Source organism: Cellulomonas sp. zg-ZUI22 (genome assembly GCF_017353535.1).
Lineage (GTDB): Bacteria > Actinomycetota > Actinomycetes > Actinomycetales > Cellulomonadaceae > Cellulomonas > Cellulomonas wangleii.
This window is the reverse complement of the sequence record NZ_JAFMUZ010000002.1, coordinates 1-16,916: the sequence shown is the minus strand read 5'-3', so window position 1 is coordinate 16,916 and position 16,916 is coordinate 1. Positions and strand designations below refer to the sequence as shown.

Annotated in this window: 12 protein-coding genes; 5 read left to right on the top strand and 7 right to left on the bottom strand. The window is 74.9% G+C overall.

Features of this window, described 5'->3' with window-relative positions; genetic code table 11:
- Window position 1: 1 nt before the first annotated feature.
- Genes J1G43_RS07805 through J1G43_RS07790 form a run of 4 tightly spaced genes read right to left on the bottom strand, consistent with a single transcriptional unit; the run spans window position 2 to window position 4,675 of the window.
- Entirely contained in the window at window positions 2-1,372 is a 1,371-nt protein-coding gene (locus J1G43_RS07805; RefSeq protein WP_207370643.1) for a glycosyltransferase family 4 protein, read from the bottom strand.
- A complete protein-coding gene (locus J1G43_RS07800; protein WP_207370644.1) occupies window positions 1,369-2,562 on the bottom strand; it encodes a glycosyltransferase family 4 protein in 1,194 nt (397 codons plus the stop codon). Before J1G43_RS07800 ends, J1G43_RS07805 begins: the two co-directional genes overlap by 4 nt.
- Window positions 2,559-3,737 (bottom strand): ABC transporter ATP-binding protein, encoded by a 1,179-nt coding sequence (locus J1G43_RS07795; RefSeq protein WP_207370645.1) that lies wholly within the window; start codon window positions 3,735-3,737, stop codon window positions 2,559-2,561. The genes J1G43_RS07800 and J1G43_RS07795 overlap by 4 nt, the downstream gene beginning before the upstream one ends.
- Window positions 3,738-3,739: 2 nt before the next feature.
- Entirely contained in the window at window positions 3,740-4,675 is a 936-nt protein-coding gene (locus J1G43_RS07790) for an ABC transporter permease (RefSeq protein ID WP_207370646.1), read from the bottom strand.
- A gap of 198 nt (window positions 4,676-4,873) precedes the next feature.
- Between J1G43_RS07790 and J1G43_RS19610 the strand changes: the two genes are divergently transcribed.
- From J1G43_RS19610 to J1G43_RS07775, 3 genes are read left to right on the top strand one after another with little or no spacing between them, the layout of a single operon-like run.
- The gene (locus J1G43_RS19610) at window positions 4,874-5,887 is read left to right on the top strand and encodes a glycosyltransferase family 4 protein (protein WP_207370647.1); all 1,014 of its coding nucleotides are present in this window, start codon (window positions 4,874-4,876) and stop codon (window positions 5,885-5,887) included.
- Window positions 5,884-6,723: a hypothetical protein gene (locus tag J1G43_RS07780; protein ID WP_207370648.1), complete on the top strand. Its 840-nt coding sequence runs from the start codon at window positions 5,884-5,886 to the stop codon at window positions 6,721-6,723. The genes J1G43_RS19610 and J1G43_RS07780 overlap by 4 nt, the downstream gene beginning before the upstream one ends.
- Window positions 6,723-8,006 (top strand): methyltransferase domain-containing protein, encoded by a 1,284-nt coding sequence (locus J1G43_RS07775; protein ID WP_207370649.1) that lies wholly within the window; start codon window positions 6,723-6,725, stop codon window positions 8,004-8,006. The genes J1G43_RS07780 and J1G43_RS07775 overlap by 1 nt, the downstream gene beginning before the upstream one ends.
- A 69-nt stretch (window positions 8,007-8,075) precedes the next feature.
- Here the strand turns inward: J1G43_RS07775 and J1G43_RS07770 are convergent, their stop codons facing one another.
- Complete coding sequence (locus J1G43_RS07770; RefSeq protein ID WP_207378304.1) at window positions 8,076-10,184, bottom strand: acyltransferase family protein; 2,109 nt, start codon at window positions 10,182-10,184, stop codon at window positions 8,076-8,078.
- 201 nt (window positions 10,185-10,385) lie between these two features.
- On the opposite strand from J1G43_RS07770, the gene J1G43_RS07765 reads away from it, so the two are divergent.
- Window positions 10,386-10,937, top strand: a complete 552-nt coding sequence (locus tag J1G43_RS07765) for a hypothetical protein (RefSeq protein ID WP_207378303.1) — start codon at window positions 10,386-10,388, stop codon at window positions 10,935-10,937.
- 103 nt (window positions 10,938-11,040) lie between these two features.
- Complete coding sequence (locus J1G43_RS07760; RefSeq protein WP_207378302.1) at window positions 11,041-14,382, top strand: N-acetylmuramoyl-L-alanine amidase; 3,342 nt, start codon at window positions 11,041-11,043, stop codon at window positions 14,380-14,382.
- A gap of 93 nt (window positions 14,383-14,475) precedes the next feature.
- On the opposite strand, the gene J1G43_RS07755 is transcribed toward J1G43_RS07760, so the two are convergent.
- Complete coding sequence (locus J1G43_RS07755) at window positions 14,476-15,996, bottom strand: acyltransferase (protein ID WP_207370653.1); 1,521 nt, start codon at window positions 15,994-15,996, stop codon at window positions 14,476-14,478.
- A gap of 62 nt (window positions 15,997-16,058) precedes the next feature.
- Window positions 16,059-16,916 (bottom strand): hypothetical protein (locus tag J1G43_RS07750; RefSeq protein ID WP_207378301.1); only part of this gene is annotated, 858 nt, incomplete at its 5' end.

Sequence of the window (16,916 nt, the reverse complement as noted above, 5' to 3'; positions counted from 1 at the left end):
GTCAGCGCCCGGCGCGCGTGCTGCCCTCGCCGCCGCCGGACGTCGTCCGGTCGACCGCCTCCGCCGTCGCGCGGGTCAGGGCGTTGACGTGGTCCACCACGGGCTGCAGCTGCCATCCCGTGAGCCGGCGCACCACCTTGCGCGCGAGGACCCGCACCCCTCGCCCGTGACCCGGGTCCGGGAGGTGCACCTCGCCGACGCGGCGCAGGGGCGCGGTGGCCCGGGCGCGGGCGCGCACGGTCGTCGCGTCCGTGGCCGTCCCGGACGCCACCGGCCCGCCGCGCATCGCGGCGGCCCGCTCGACGACCGCGGCCTGGATCGCCGCGCGACCCTCGTCCACCGAGGGCCAGGGACCGGCGTCGAGTCCGTGCCGGGGGTGGCCGGCGGCCTCCCACATGGCGTCGCGCAGCTCGGCGTCGGACGACACCAGCCGCACGTCGGGCATCCCGGCGGTCTGCTCGGCCAACGCCCCGACCCGCGTCGCGATGACCGGGCGCTCGAACAGCCGTGCACGCTCGACCACGCCGGAGGACCAGATCTCGCGGTAGGGCAGCACCACGACGTCGGACGCGATGAGCCACCGGTCGAACAGCTCGTCGCTGACGAAGCCGAGGTGCAGGGTCGCCCCGGGGACGTCCGCGGCCAGCTCGGCGAGCTCCTCGGCGTACGCGACGAACTGCGGCTCCTCGACCCGGACCGAGCCGACCACGTCCAGCCGCGCCGGGGCGGGCAGCCCCTGGAAGGCGCGCACCGCGCGGTCGTAGCCCTTGTGCGGCTGGACGAAGCCGATGGACAGGAACACGAACGCGTCCTGGTCGATGTCCAGGCTGCGGCGCGCGGCCGCACGGTCCAGGTGGGTGTGCGGCACGAACGCCGCGCCGTGCTCCGTCACGTGCACGCGGTCGGGCCGCACGCCGAAGGCGTCGACGAAGGCCGAGCGCTCGGACGCGGAGTGGACGGTGACACGGTCGACCTGCTGCCACAGCGCCCGGGCGGCGAGCGCCGCCGGCGAGGCCCCGGCACCGTGCCGGTAGTCGATCTCGTGGACCACGACCTCGACGTGCGGGGCCAGCCGGAACGCGGCGGCGAGCGCGGCGCTGACCGCGGCCCGCTGCGTGGGCGAGGCGCCGATCGGGTAGAAGAAGTCCGGGTGGAACTGGACGACCAGGCGGTCGTAGCCGCGGACCCGCTTGGCGAGCGCCAGCGCCCCGCGGGGCCCCACGAGGTCGAGGTGATGGTGCGCGGCCGACGGCCCGGGCGAGAGCACCTCGACCTCGTGCCCCTCCGAGCGCAGGGCGCGCACCGACTGCAGGGCGTACGCCGCGATGCCGTCGCGCAGCGGCGGGTACGGGCTGACCATCAGGATCCTCACGGCGCCACCGTCCACTGCTCGATCCGCTCCTCGACACGGTCGAGGACGAGGTCCCACCGGTAGTTGTCGAGGACGTAGGCCCGGCCCGACACGGCCATCGCCGCCGCCTGCTCCGGGGCGTCGGCGAGGAAGGCGAGGCACTGCTCCAGCTCGTACTCGTCGTCGTACGTCAGGCCCGCACCGGACCGCTCGCAGTGCCAGGCCACGACCTCGCTGCCCGCGTTCGCGATCACGGGCGTACCGGCGAGCCACGCCTCCATGATGGTGCGCGAGAAGGCCTCGAACCGGCTCGGCTGCACGTACGCGGTCGCGGCGGCGAAGGCGTTGTCCCGCTCGTCGTCCGGCAGGAACCCGACGTCGATGACCCGTCCCCGCAGACGCTCCGGCGGGCGGACCTCCCCGGCGCCCATGGTGACGACCGAGAACGGCAGGCCGCGCCGCTCGTCGATCCGCGCGAGCGCCGCCAGCAGGTCGTCCCAGCCCTTGCCGCCCTCACGGCGCCCCGCGTACAGCAGGAACGGTCCCTCGATGCCGTACCGCTCGCGGAAGCCCTCGGGGTCGTAGTGGTCCGGGACCTCCACGCCGCAGCCCACGACGGCGTGGGGGGCGAGGGACGGCGCGACGCGCTCGGCCAGGTCCTGCTCGGGACCCGACTGGAACAGCAGCCCCGCGACGCCGCTGAACACGGGCTGGAACAGCTCGAGGTAGGCGTACGGCTCGTCGTGCAGGCAGGTCCACAGGACGCTGCGCGACGGCGCCACCTGGGAGCACGCGTACGTCACCCAGAACGGGTACGGCGTGAAGACCAGGGCGCGGTAGTCGTCCGCGTGGTCCAGCAGGTAGTGGTACAGCTCGGGCGACCGCATGCCGCCGTTCATCCAGCGCTGCTGCTCCGTGATCGTCAGCCGCTCACCGCGAAGGATGCGGGCCTCGAGCTCGGCACGCTCGGGGCTGCCACCCGGGTCCACGGTGAAGCGGCGCACGCGCATGCCGCCCTCGTCGGCGACGCCCGCCGGCAGCTCGTTCGCCCACCCGTGGTGGTCGAGCGCCGTCGTGGTGAGCACCTCGACGTCCCAGCCGCGCTCCTGGAGCCCGAACGCCATCTGGCGCAGCACGATCTCCGCGCCGCCGACGATCTTGTCGCCGTACCGGGCCGGCACGAAGCCGATGCGCCCGCGCCGCTCGCTCACGTCGTCACCTCGAACCGGGGCGCCAGGTGCACCACGCCGTCCTCCTGGATCGTCGTCCGCACGCGCACGACGGCGCCGCGGTCCACTCGGTGCCACTCGGGGCCGCGCACGGGGTGCACGGCCGCGGTGACGAAGTACTGGCCCTCGACCACCGGGAGGCGGTCGACGGCGAAGCGCACCTCGGCGTGACCGTCGACCCGCGGGGTCTCGATGCCGAGGAGGTGGGTGTTGGTCCCGTAGACGAGCCGCTCCATGTGGTCCGTGAGCGCGATGCCCACGACGTAGTCCTCCACGGGGCGCGTCGTCTCGAGCCCGATGCGGATCTCGAGCGGCTCGTCGGGACCGGCCGTCAGGACCTGCGAGCCGTCCGGCCCGGTGACGCTGACGTGCGAGATCCGGGCGGGGCTCTCGGACGGCGTGACCTCGGCGTCGGCCGCCACGACGTCCTCGTTCGCCTCGCGGAACGCGCGGATGACCTCGGCCGGCGTGCCCTCCACGACCATCCGGCCGTGGTCGAGCATGACCGCGCGGTCGCACAGCTCGCGGACCTGGTCGAGCGCGTGCGTCACCAGGACGATCGTGCGTCCCTCCGCCTGGAACCGGCGGATCCGCTCGAGGCACTTGCGCTGGAACGGCTCGTCGCCGACCGCGAGCACCTCGTCCACGAGCAGGATCTCCGGGTCCACGTGGACGGCGACCGCGAAGGCCAGCCGCACGTACATGCCCGAGGAGTAGAACTTGACCTGGGTGTCGATGAACGCGCCGATGCCCGAGAAGTCGACGATCGCGTCGAAGTACTTCTCGGTCTGCTTCTGGCTCAGGCCGAGCAGCGACGCGTTGAGGAAGACGTTCTCGCGACCGGTCAGGTCGCCGTGGAACCCCGCCCCGAGCTCGAGCAGCGCCGCGAGGCGGCCACGCCGCTCGACGTAGCCGGAGGTGGGGGCGAGGATCCCGCCGATCACCTTCAGCAGCGTGCTCTTGCCCGAGCCGTTGTGGCCCACGAACCCGACGGTGGAACCGGCGGGGACGTTCAGGTCGATGTCCCGCAGCGCCCAGAAGGAGTTCTCGTGCTCGCGCGAGGCCCGGCGGTTGACCAGGCGCTCCTTGAGGCTCTTGTCGTTGCGCAGGCGGAACTGCTTGGACACGTCGTGGACGCGGATCACGTCGGCGGCCATGCTCACAGCTCCTGAGCGAAGTTGCCCTGGGCGCGCGCGAAGATGCGCTGCGCGAACCACAGGAGGACGAGGCTGACGGCACCCACGACGAGCAGGCGTCCGACCAGGTCGCCGTCGTAGTAGAACGGCGCGCCGGCCTCCGTGCGCCCGCCGGGCCACAGGGCGCGCTGGAACGCCAGGACCACGTTGGTCATCGGGTTGGCCATGTAGAGGTGGAAGAGCCACTCCTGGGCGCCCGAGAGGTTGTCGCGCACCTTCGTCCAGTCGTAGACGATCGGCGTCATCCAGAACCACAGCAGCAGGCCCACCTCGACGAGGTACTGCACGTCGCGCAGGTACACGTTGGCGGCGGCGAGCACGAGGCCGAGGGCGGTGGCGAACACCAGCAGGACCATCAGCGCGAGCGGCACCAGCAGCAGGTCACCGACCTGCGGCCAGGAGCGCGTCACCACGTAGGCGCCGAGCAGCACGACCAGCTGCAGCACGAAGTTGACGGCGCTGGCCCCGACCACCGACAGGGGGAACAGCTCGCGTGGCAGGTAGACCTTCTTCACGAGGCCGGCGTTGCCGACGATCGACCCGGTGCAGCCCCCGATGATGTCGGTGAACAGGCTCCACGCGAGCAGACCGGTGAAGAGGTACACGCCGAACTGCGGGATGACCCTGCCGCTGCCGAGGAAGATCCCGATCGCGACCGAGTACACCAGCAGCTGCAGCAGCGGCCGGACCAGCGTCCAGAAGAACCCCAGGACGGAGTCCTTGTACTTGACCTTGAGCTCCTTGCGGACGAGGTTGCCCAACAGCTCGCGGTACCGCCAGATGTCGACCCAGTCGCGCACGCTGCCCCGGAACCACCGTGGCCGGGTGAACACCCGCTGCATCGACTCGTCGCGCGACCGACCCGTGGTGAGGGTGCCGCGCACGTCGGCCGCCGTCATCCCCTGCTCCTGTCTCCACGCACGAAAACCAGAGCCTACCCCGGTCCGGCGCCTGCCCCCTGGGCCCTGCGGGGACCGCGCGTCCGGGCCGGTGAGTAGCATGGGCACGCCTCGCAGCCCGGCCGCGCCCCGCGCCGCCGGCCCGGGGCGGTCCGTCCGGTGCGCCGGACCCCGAGCCAAGAACGAGGTGAGAACCGCGTGGACGTCCTCGTCTGCGGAGCGCAGGTCCCGTTCGTCAGCGGCGGTGCCGAGCTGCACATGCACAACATCGTGCGCGCGATGCAGGAGGCGGGGCACCGCAGCGAGCTCGTGCACCTGCCGACCGCCTGGGAGAAGGACCGGCTCTTCGACGCCCCGCTCGCGTGGCGCATGCTGCCCCTGGACGCCGACGTCGTGGTCGCGACCAACTTCCCGTCGTACTTCGCCCGGCACGACCACAAGGTCGTCTGGCTCTTCCACCAGCACCGTGGCGCCTACGACGCCATCGACGCGGCGTGGTCGGACCTGGGCACGGACGACGAGGCGCTGGAGGTGCAGCGTCAGCTGACCCAGTGGGACACGGTCGCCCTCGAGGAGGCCCGCCACGTCTTCACGACCTCGCACGTCGTGGCCGACCGCCTGGCGCGCTACAACGGGCTGGCCGGGGAGGCGCTCTACCACCCGCCGCCGCTGGCCGACGAGCTGCACCCCGGCGAGATGGGCGACTACGTCTTCACGCCCACCCGTCTGGAGACGAACAAGCGCCCCGACCGGATCGTCGACGCGATGCGCCACGTGCGCTCCGGCGTGCGGGCCGTCGTCGCGGGACGCGGGTCGATGGCCACCGACCTCGCCGCGAGCGTCGAGCGCCAGGACCTGGGCGACCGGGTCGAGCTCGCGGGGTTCGTGCCGGACGCCGAGCTGGTCGACCGCTACGCCGGCGCCCTGGGCGTCATCTACGCCCCGTTCGACGAGGACTACGGCTACGTGACCCTCCAGGCGTTCCTGGCGGGCAAGCCGGTCATCACCTCGCACGACGCGGGCGGCGTCCTGGAGTGGGTCGAGGACGGCGTCACCGGCTACGTCACCGACGGCACGGCCGAGGGCCTGGCCGACGCCGTCGAGCGTCTCGCCGCCGACCGCGACAACGCGGCGGCCATGGGCGAGGAGGGACGACGCCGCGCGCGGGAGCTGTCCTGGCAGCGGGTCGTCGAGCGGCTGCTCTCGGCATGATCGACGCACGCATCGGGGTCGCCGTGCGCGCCCCCGCCTCCGACGCACTGCACGCGGCCCTGTCGCGCCTCGCGGAGCGCTGCTCCGTGGTCGCGCTGTCGGACGGCGGGCCGTTCGACGCCGTGGTCCGCACGTCCCCGGCCGGGCGCGAGTACGCCGAGCGCACCGTGCTGTGGGTCGAGGACGTCGCCGACGTCCCCGACGAGCCGCACGCCGTCGCCCTCCTCGCGGCGCCCGCCGTGGCGCGCGCGCTGCGCGGCACCGTCGACCTCCCGGTCGTGGCGCTGGGCCCCGCCGCGGTGCACCGCCGGGCGCGCCCGATCATGCCGTTCACGCGGGCGCGCATCCGCCGGGCCCGTGGCCTGGTCGGGCCGGCCGTCGCCCGGCACCTGGGCGGCACCTGGACGTGGGACGGGACGGTCCTGGAGCCGGAGGCCGGGCCGACGGCCGCCGGCCTGGCCGCGGTGGTCGTGGCCGACGACGACGCGTCGGCGGTGCTCGGTGCGGCGTGGTCCGCGCCGGTCGTCGCACCGCGGGACGTCGCCGAGCGCACCGGCCTGCCCGTCGCGGCGTCCGACGACCCGGAGGCCGAGGTCGAGAGGCTCCTGGCCGACGAGACGGCGGCCGCCGTCCTGGCCCGCAGCTGCCGTCGCGCCTTCGAGCTCGAGCACGACCCCGACGCCGCTGTTGTGCACCTCTCCGATATCCTGGTCCTGCGTCCAGGTCGACCGTGGGAGACCGGTTACGCTGCCCCCCTGGATCGGCTCGGCACGCCGCCGGACGCCCGGATCCGGGACCGCGCGCACGCGGCGATCCACGTACTGAGGAGTCGATGATGACGCTTCCCGCCGAGGTCAGTCCCGAGGCCACGAACAGGCTGCTGCCCGCTCCGGCTGCCGGGTCGACCCCGCCCCCCCGTGCCGACACCCGCCCTGCACCGGCCCCCGCCGGGGTCCGCACGCGTGCGAAGCACGCCGCCAAGGCCGTCCTCAAGCCCGTCTACCAGCGCGTCATGGCGCCCGTCACGCGGTCGGTCGACACCTTGGCGCGGCGCCTGGAGGACCTCCAGCAGCGCCTCGACCACCTCGAGGGCCGGCAGGCGGCGACCGCGCCCGCGCGCGTCGACCGTGCCCTGCTCTCCGAGCAGGTCCAGGCGAACACCATCAACCAGTCCCTGCTGAAGGCGGAGTTCGGCGACGTCCTGCGCCGGTTCGACGACCTCGGCATGGCGATCGCCCCGGCGACGGGCATCGACGGCGCGGCGACGCGCCTCGCGGAGCAGCGCGAGCAGCTCGCGTCGCTCGACCGCCGGCTGCGCCTGCTCGACGAGCGCGTGGCCCGGCTGCAGGCCGGCGGCGCGACCGCGGCGGAGCCGACGGCACCGAGCACGCCCGCCCCCGCGGCGACGCCCGCACGGGCCTCCGACGTCCCCGGGTTCGACTACGTGGGCTTCGAGCGCCGCTTCCGCGGCGACCCGGACGAGGTGCTGCGGATCCAGCGCGAGCGCTACGTGCCGCTGCTGGCCGACCACGGCCCGGTCGTCGACATCGGCTGCGGCCGGGGCGAGCTGCTGAGCGCGCTGGCCGAGGTCGGCACCGAGGGCATCGGCGTCGAGCCGGAGCCGGGCATGGCCGCCGAGGCACGGGCGCGCGGTCTGCGCGTCGAGGAGACGGACGCGGTGACGTTCCTGCGGCAGTGCGAGCCGGGCTCCCTGGGCGCGATCTTCTCCGCCCACGTCGTCGAGCACGTCGAGCTGGACTACCTGCTGGAGTTCATCCACCTCGCGTCGTCGCGGCTGCGGCCCGGCGGCCTGTTCGTCGCCGAGACCCCCAACCCGGCCTCGCTCGTGGTCCTGGGCAACAGCTACATCCTCGACCCGACCCACGTGCGGCCGCTGCACCCGTCGCTCATGGCGTTCCTCTGCGAGAACGCCGGTTTCCACGACGTGCGGCTGAACTTCTACTCCCCCGCCGAGAGCTACCACCTGCCCGCGGTCGACCACGACCTGGGCGAGGTGGCCAGCGCCGTCGACAGCGGCTTCCGCCGCCTGAACGACGTGCTGTTCGGGGCGCAGGAGTACACGGTCGTCGCGCGTGTCGGCGAGGCCCCCGCCGCCTGACGACCGCACCACGACGGCCCCGCCACCGACCCGGACCCCGGGCGTGGCGGGGCCGTCGTCGTGCTGGGCTCACCACCAGAGCAGGATGCTGCCCAGCCGCTCCCGGAACACGGGCGCCAGCGACATGGCGTACGTCGCGGTGAGGTGGTTGCCGTCCCGGTACACGAGACGCCCTCCCTGGACGAAGTCGCAGCGCCCGTCCGCGCAGAGCACGTCGTTGATGTCGATGAAGCGGATCGCCGACGAGGTCCTGCTGTCGACCTCCAGCAGCGGGCTGGGGTCGTCGAGGATGTCCGCGGCGGGGGTGGAGCACACCTCCGGATCGGGTCCGTGCACGGCGACGCACTCCGGCGGGTCGTTGCCGACCCAGGGCGTGTCGCGCACGCCGACCACCTGGATGCCGCGGGCCTCGAGGCGCTGCCAGGCCCGCAGGTACGCGTCGGGCACGTGCTCGCGCCGGTCGGACGGGCTCTCGTCGGGGCGGGTCGCCGTCGTGAGGACCACGTCGGGGTCCAGCTCCTCGAGCGTCGACATGGCGCGCGCCGACCACTGCGGGCACGTCGGGTCACGCTCGAGGAGCTTCTCGACACCGGCCGTCCCCACGACGAGGGAGCAGCTCCACCGGATCATCGTGACGACGCGGAACCCCTCCTCCTGACCGAGGAGGTCCAGCGGGATGGCGAACGGCTCGGCGTGGGAGCCGCCCACGACCGCGATCGTCCGGTCGGCGTCGGGGTCCCCGTACACGCAGGTGCGCACCTCGGTGCGGCCGCCGCCGACCGTGCAGCCGTCACGGTCGAGCGGACCGATGTCGTCGACGGCGTCCACGGGTGCGGGCAGGGGCGCGAGCGTCGGGTCGACCGGGAACCCGATGGGGTCGAGGACCGCCAGCGCCCCCGGACGCGTCGCCACGTCGTCGATCAGCGAGGAGGCCATGAGCCCTTGCCGCATCACCTCGCGGTGGACGGACCACGACACGGGCACGACGAGGGCGACGACGACGGACACGGCCACCACGCGGCGCGCCAGGCCCACCGGGTGCCAGAGCCCCGGTCGGGGCCGGTGCAGCGCGCGGCGCCCCGTGGGCGCGGATGCCGCCGGCGCGTGCAGCGGCGCCTCGACGAACCGGTGGGTGGCCCACGCCAGCACGGCGGAGACGAGGAGCACCGCGGTCCCGGCCATCCACCCCGCCCCGCGACCCCGCACCGTGACGGCGATGACGAGGACGGGCCAGTGCCACAGGTAGAACGCGTAGGCACGTCGGCCCGCCTCGGCGAGCGGTCGGGCGCCCAGCAGGCGCGCCACACCGCGCGGCGGGCCGTCGCCCGCACCGGCGAGCACGACGAGCGCGGCGGCCGTGAGCGGCACCAGGGCGGCCGGGCCCGGGAAGACGTGGCCGCCGTCGACGAGGAGCCCGGACGCGAGGAGCAGGACCAGGCCGGCCGTACCGAGGACCGGCGCACCCCGCAACGGGCGGCGCATCCGCGTGACGACCAGGGCGAGGACGGCACCGGCGAGGTACTCCCACGCCCGTGCCGCCGTGTCGTAGTACGCGGCGGGCTGGTCGAGGCGGACGGCGACCGCCGCCCACACGGCGGACAGCACGGTCAGGGCCACGACCGTGCCCTGGACCGCACGCACGCGGACCTCGTGCGCCCGACGCCGGGTGATCCACCAGACCAGCAGCAGGAGGGCCGGGACGGCGACGAACAGCTGCCCCTGGACGGACATGGACCACAGGTGCTGCAGCGGGCTGCCGGCGGGGTCCACCGCGGCGTACTCGCGCCCCGTGAGCAGCAGGTACCAGTTCTGCACGTACAGCGTCGAGGTGACCGACTCCGTGGCCACGGCGCGCCACCGCGTCGCCGGGAGCAGGAGGGCGGTCGCGACCACGACCCCGGCCAGCACCGTGAGCAGCGCCGGCAGCAGCCGCCGGGCGAGCCGCGGCAGGTAGGTGCGGAGCTCCACGGGCCGACCGGCGGCGAACGCGCGGAGCAGCCCACCGACGACGAAGTAGCCCGAGATCAGCAGGAAGACGTCGACACCACCGGAGACGCGGTCCGTCCACACGTGGTAGACGGCGACGAGCGCGACCGCGACGGCGCGCAGACCGTCGAGGTCCTGGCGCCGGGGGCGCGTCGCGACCGACGGCGCGGTACGAGGGGCCGGGGACGTCATCGTGGGGGCTCCTGTCAGCCGGGACCCGTGAACGGTCCGGGCGGCAACCCGGAGAGCCTAAGCGAACCTGCGGGCGACCGGCTCCGCGGTCGTGCGGGAGGCGGCACCTGCCGGCCGTACCGCGCGACGGCTCCCCGGCAGGGGTGTGCCCTGCGCCTACCATGGCGTTCCCACCCCGGCACCGACAGCAGGAGATGCACCGTGCGGACCACCCCGGCAGCCCGTGGCGCGCTCGTCGCCGCGCTCCTCCTCGCCGCGACGGCGGCGTGCACGGCCGCCGGCGGGTCGGGGCCGACGCCCTCGTCGTCGCCCACCGCGAGCCCGTCGGCCAGCGTCGCGGCGCCCACGGCCGGCACCCCCGAGCCGTCCGCCGCGCCCACGGCCCCGGCGGACGCCGGCACCGAGGAGCCCGCCGCCGGCGAGGACCCCGGCGGCGCGGACGAGGGCAGCACCGACCCCGGCACGACGGGCCCGGTCCCGACGCTCACGCTGGCCACGCTCGTGGACGGGCAGGTGGAGCTCGCGGGGTACGTCGCCGGCGTCGTCTCCGAGGGCGGCGCGTGCCGCTTCGAGCTGGTGGGCGGCGGCACGGTGGCCCGCGCCGAGAGCACGGCGGTCGCCGACGCCACCGTGACGACCTGCCCGGGGGTCACGGTGCCCGCCCCCGCCGGGGCACCGGACACCTGGCGCGCCCGGCTGGTGTGGGGGGAGACCGGGGCACGCTCCCCCGAGGTCCCCGTCACCCGGGGCTGATCCGGGCCGCGCACCGGCGACCCGGCCGTGTCCCGGGGTCGTCTCCCGGCCTCCCCGGCGCGTCGCCCCGGTCCGGGCGCGCCCCACAGGCCATCCTGGCACCATGCGGATCACCCGTTCGTGTGCTGTCCTGACCCTCGCGCTCGTCGCGCCCGCGCTCGTGGCGCCCGTCGCGGTGGCCGCCGGGCCGCCCGCCGCCGTGCTCGCCGCGTCGTCGCTCGCCGCGCCGCTCGCCGGCTCGCCGCTCGCTGGGCCCGTCGTCGCCGGGCCCGGGGTGGCACCCGCCGCGTCGGCGGACACCCCGGAGGTCCAGCTCGACGAGGTGGCCGTGCCGCTCGCGGAGGCGACGCCGTCGGACGAGGCGCCGGTCGAGGTGGAGGGGCGGGACCCCGACGAGGCCCCGCCACCGCCCGACGCGACCCGCGTGGAGGGTCCCGTCGTGGAGACGGACGGGGTGCAGACCGTCGGCCTCACGTGGGCCGAGGGCACGGGCGACGGTGCGCTCGAGGCACAGGTGAGGTACCGGTCGGAGGGGACCTGGTCGTCCTGGTTGGCGCTCGACACCGACGCCGGGGCTCCGGACGTCGGCACGCCCGACGACACGGCGGACCGCCGCGACGGCACGTCGTCCCTGTGGGTCGGGGCCGCCGACGGCGTCCAGGTCGCGTTCACGGTGGCCCCCGGCGCGGACGCACCGGCGGACGTCGAGGTGGCGCTGCTGTCCTCGGAGCTCACGGCACCCGCGGTCGGCTCCGGCAGCGCGGGTGCGCAGCGCGGTGCCGCCGTGCCCGCGGCCCCCGTGGCCGCCGCCGCGACCGGGCCCGGGGTGGTGTCCCGCGCGCAGTGGGGCGCGCGTGCCCCGTCGTGCACGCCCGACACCGCGTCGTCGCTCGTCGGGGCCGTCGTCCACCACACGGCCGGCCCGGACTACTCGTCGCAGGCCGAGGCGATGGCCCAGCTGCGCAACGACCAGCGCTACCACATGGACTCCCGCGGCTGGTGCGACCTGGGGTACAACGTCGTCGTCGACAAGTGGGGAACGATCTACGAGGGGCGCGTCGGCTCGCTCACGGCCCCGGTGGTCGGGGTCCACGCGGGCGGCTTCAACACCGGGACGTTCGGCGTCTCCGTGCTCGGGACGTACACGGACGTCGGGTTCACGCCGGCCACCGTCGACGCCGTCGCACGGATCATCGGGTGGCGGCTCGCCGCGTACGGACGCGCGCCCAACGGCGTCCTCGACTACACCACGGGCGGCGGGGAGAACTCCCGGTTCGGCGCCGGGACGACCGTCCGGCTCCCGGTGGTCTTCGCGCACCGGGACGTGGCGTACACGTCCTGCCCCGGCAACGCGGGCTACGCGGCGCTGGGCGAGATCCGCAACCGGGCGCAGGCGGTCGTCGACGGGTACGGCACGTCCCGCCTCGGCGGCAACCTCGTGCGCGCCTCCGGGCGGCCCGAGATCTACCTCGTGACCGCCTCCACCAAGCACCACGTGACGGACGGGACCGTGCTCGCGGCGCTGGCCCCGCTCGGGCCCGTCGTCGTCGTGGGCCAGGTGCAGGTGGACCAGCTGGCGTCGGGCGTCCCGCTCGGCCGGTTCGTCCGCGACCGTGACGGCGCCATCGCCCTGGTCGACCGCGGCCGACGGCACCGCGTGGACAGCTGCGCCGAGCTCGCGGCGTGGGGGCGCGCGTGCGCGGAGTACGGCGCCATCGCCCTGCCGGACCCCATGACGTCGCTGCTGCCGTTCGGGGAGGAGCTGACGACCGCGTACGTCACGCCGCAGTCCCAGTACTTCCTCGTCGACGGCGGGCGCCGTCACGAGATCACCGACGCCCAGGCCCTCGCCGCCTGGCCGGTGCAGTCCAACGGCCCGGCCGTGCCGCTCGACGCGTCCGTCGGCGCCTCGCTCCCCTACGGACCGCCCATCGTCCGGACCGGCACCGTGGTCCAGGACCGCACCTCCGGCGCGACGGTCCTGCTCGACCGGCTGGACGGCATCGCGCTGCCGACGGCCGTGGCGAACGCCACGCGGTTCCCCGACGGGTTGCCGCTGCGCCGCCTCGACAGCGAGAGCATGGCGCAGCTGACCCCGCCGCGGGCGACCGCGAACGGCGTCCTGCGCGGACCCGACGGCCGTCGGGTCGCGCTGACGACCACCGGAGCGAGGCTCCTGCCCGGCGACGCGATCCCGGCCGAGGCGGGCGTCGAGACGTCGGCCGAGGTGCTGGCCGCGCTGTCGCCCGCACCGGCCGCGGCACGCCTGTTCGTGCGCTCGGTCGGCGCCGCAGACGTCTTTCTCGTCGAGGGGGCGACCCGGCGGCCCGTGCGCACCGGTGCGCTGCTCGACGCCCTCGCCGCACCCGAGCGGCCGTCCGTGGTGTTCGTCGGCGACGCGGCCCTGCGGTCGCTGCCGCTCGGCGGGGCGATCCTGGAACCCGGGTCGCTGGTCAAGGCGTCGGGCGCGGACGTCTACCTCGTGGACGGTCTGCGCACCCTCGTCCGGCTGCCGTCGTTCTCGCTGGCCGCCGCGGTGGGCGTGGGCACGGCGTGGAGCACGGTGCCCGACGCGGACCTCACCGGCTACACGGTCGCCGAACGCCCCCTCAGCGGGCTCTGGCGCTGTGGTGACGAGGTGCTGCTCGGGGCGGGGGGCCGGCTGTGGCCGGTGCCCGCGTCCACCCTCGCCCGCGACGGTGAACCCGCCACGACGCTCGACGCGTCCACCTGCGCCCGTCCTGCGCGCAGCGGTACCGCCTGGGGCGAGCCGGTGGTCGTCGGGACCGCGGGCTCGGCCGACCTGTGGGTGCTCAGCGGCGGTCTGCGCCGGCCGATCCCGTCCGGGGCGGCGTGGCGCGTCCTCACCGACCGCTGGGACGTCGCGACGGTGCCGGCCGAGAGCCTCGCGGCGGTCCCGACCGGGCCGGTGGCCTACGGGCCGGGCACCCTGGTCAAGGGGCAGGGGGACGCGCGCGTGTGGCTCGTCGACGGGCTCGACCGGCTGGTGCACCTGCCGTCGTTCGAGCTCGCGGCGGCCGCGGGGATCCCGCAGCAGATCGTCGAGGTGCCGTCCGCGCGGCTGGAAGGGCTGACCCGCACCACGGACAGCCTCTCCGCGCTGTGGACGTGCGGCGGGGCGCCCAGGGTTGCGGCAGGGGGCTCCCTGCAGCTGGTCCCGGGTGGGCTGCTGGCGGCCGACGCCGCGCCCGCGACCGTCCTGGACGGGTCCACCTGCCGGCGGCTGCCGATCGGCGGCACCTGGACGCAGCCGGTGTTCGTCCGCACGGCCCAGGCGGGCGACCTGTTCCTGCTCCAGAACGGCACCCGCCGGCCCGTGGCCACGATGGCGCGGGTCTACCAGCTGACCGGGGGCGCCGGACCGCTCGTCGCCGTGGTCCCCGACGCCCGGCTGCGCGCCGTCCCGACGGGCTCGCCCGCCTGACGCGGCCACGCGCGGTGCGGTCGGGCTCGCCCGCTGACCTGACCGCGCGCGACGGGCATCCGTCGCGCGCGGTCGCAGGACCGCCGGAGGCTGCTACTCCTGCGACTCGGGAGGTGTGCCGCGATCCGGCTGCTCGCGCGGCTCGGGCCGCGAGTCGCGCTCGGGCAGGCCCGTCGTGGCGTCGACGGCGGCGGGGTGCGTCTCGCGGACCACGGCCTCGACGGGCGGCTCGGTCGGCGCCGGCGACATCGTCGGGCCGGGCTCGGCGAGGACCGCGGGTGCCGCGTCCGCCGCGACGATGGGCGGGCGCCGGGTCAGCCGGCGGCCGAGGCTGTGGAACGGCGCCTCCACGAACCGGTAGGTCAGCGCGGAGACGGCCACCGTGAGCAGCACCCAGGTGACGAAGGTGGGCCACTGGGGGGTCAGGCCGATCCGGGCGGCGAGCTCCTCGCTCCACCACGGCGTCGCGTAGAGCACGAGGGTGTGGACCAGGTACAGGGAGTAGCTGATGCGCCCCAGGTACGGCACCAGCCGCGGCCAGCGGCGGGCCCGCAGCGCGTAGCCGAGGCCGAACAGCGCGTAGGCCGCACCGAACGTGACCGCCTCGGGCTTCCACGTCACGAACGCGCCGGCCAGCGGCTCGACGTGCGGGCTGACGTACACACGGTGCACGACGGCGATGACCAGGACCGCACCGGCCAGCACGCTCCACCCGATGACCGGGCGCAGGGAGGCCGTCATCATCCGGTACATGACGGTCCCGACAGCCATCGTCCCGAACAGCAGCAGGCTGAACCACACCCGCTCCGGCTGGTTCAGCGCGAGCGGGACGGCGACGACCGCCAGGCCCACGCCGACGACCGCGGCGCGGGCGCTGCCCGCGCGGAAGGCCACGAACACGGCCACGGCAGCCGTCGCGCTGATGACGGTGAGGACCCCGGGCCAGCCGTGGTCGCCGGTCAGCAGACGACCTGGCACCCAGGCCCCGATTACGCCGGCGGCGCCCAGCAGCGTCACCGCGATCGGCACCGAGCGCTTGTTCAGGCCGACGAGGAGCAGGATCGACATGGCGAGGTAGAACACCATCTCGTACGCCAGGCTCCAGCTGGCCCCGATGGCCAGCGGCCCGGCGATGAACTGCTGCACCATCGTGGCGTTCACCACGCTCCACAGCCACGGCGCGGAGAGGTACTCCTCCGAGAGGTGGTACCGACCGAGGGCGGCCAGCGCCAGCGCGACGACGAGGCAGAACCAGTACAGCGGGAAGAGCCGGAAGAAGCGGCCCACCCAGAAGGTCCCGACCGACCCGTACTTCTCGAGCGACGCGGGGATGATGAACCCGCTGACGAGGAAGAACAGGACGACGCCGAACTCGCCGAGCCGGAAGGTGTCGATCGAGAACCGCAGGTACTCGGGCCAGATGAACTCCGCGGCGTGCTGCACCACGACGGCCATCGCGGCGATGCCGCGCAGCGCGTCCAGGAAGTCGAACCTCCCGGCGCTGGTCGCGGTCCTCGCCGGCGTCGCGGGCGTCCCGGGACGGGTCGCCTCGGCGCCTCCGCCGCGGGGTGTCAGGGCGGGGGTGGGTGTGTCGTCGACGTCGCTTCGTGGCACCGCGCCAGATTAGCGGCCCTCGCGACGAGCCCCGGCACGGCCGGCGGCGCGGCGGGTCCCCGTCAGACGCCGGGGCCGGTCGGCATCGAGTCCAGCACCGACCGCTCGAGCTGCACGATCGTCAACGGGTGCCCGGCGCTCAGCGCGTACACGGTGTCCATGCTCGACACCGCACGACGCTGCCCCCCGGACGCCAGGTACAACGTCGCATCGCCCACCGAACGCACGAACACCGGCCCGGTGACCTGCACCGACGACCCCGGCAGCCCCACGCACACCGACGGGTCGACCGTCAGCGTCGGCAGCCCGGCCGCCGACGCCGCACCCGCCGACAACCGCCGCAACGAGCCCCCGACCCCCACGTACGTCGTCCCGCCGCACGACAGCACCGTGCTCAGCGCCGGCGTGCCCACGGTGTACCCCGTCAGCTGCGCACGCGTCACCGTCGTCCACGACGAGCGCCCCAGCTCGGTCATCATCGCGAACGTCGGCACGTGCCGCAGCGTCGACGGACCGTCCACCAGGTACAGCTCCGGACCGTCCTGCGCCTTGACCACCTGGCCCGGCGTCAGGGGTGTCGCGGCCATCGGCATCGAGTCCAGCACCGACCGCTCGAGCTGCACGATCGTCAACGGGTGCCCGGCGCTCAGCGCGTACACGGTGTCCATGCTCGACACCGCACGACGCTGCCCCCCGGACGCCAGGTACAACGTCGCATCGCCCACCGAACGCACGAACACCGGCCCGGTGACCTGCACCGACGACCCCGGCAGCCCCACGCACACCGACGGGTCGACCGTCAGCGTCGGCAGCCCGGCCGCCGACGCCGCACCCGCCGACAACCGCCGCAACGAGCCCCCGACCCCCACGTACGTCGTCCCGCCGCACGACAGCACCGTGCTCAGCGCCGGCGTGCCCAC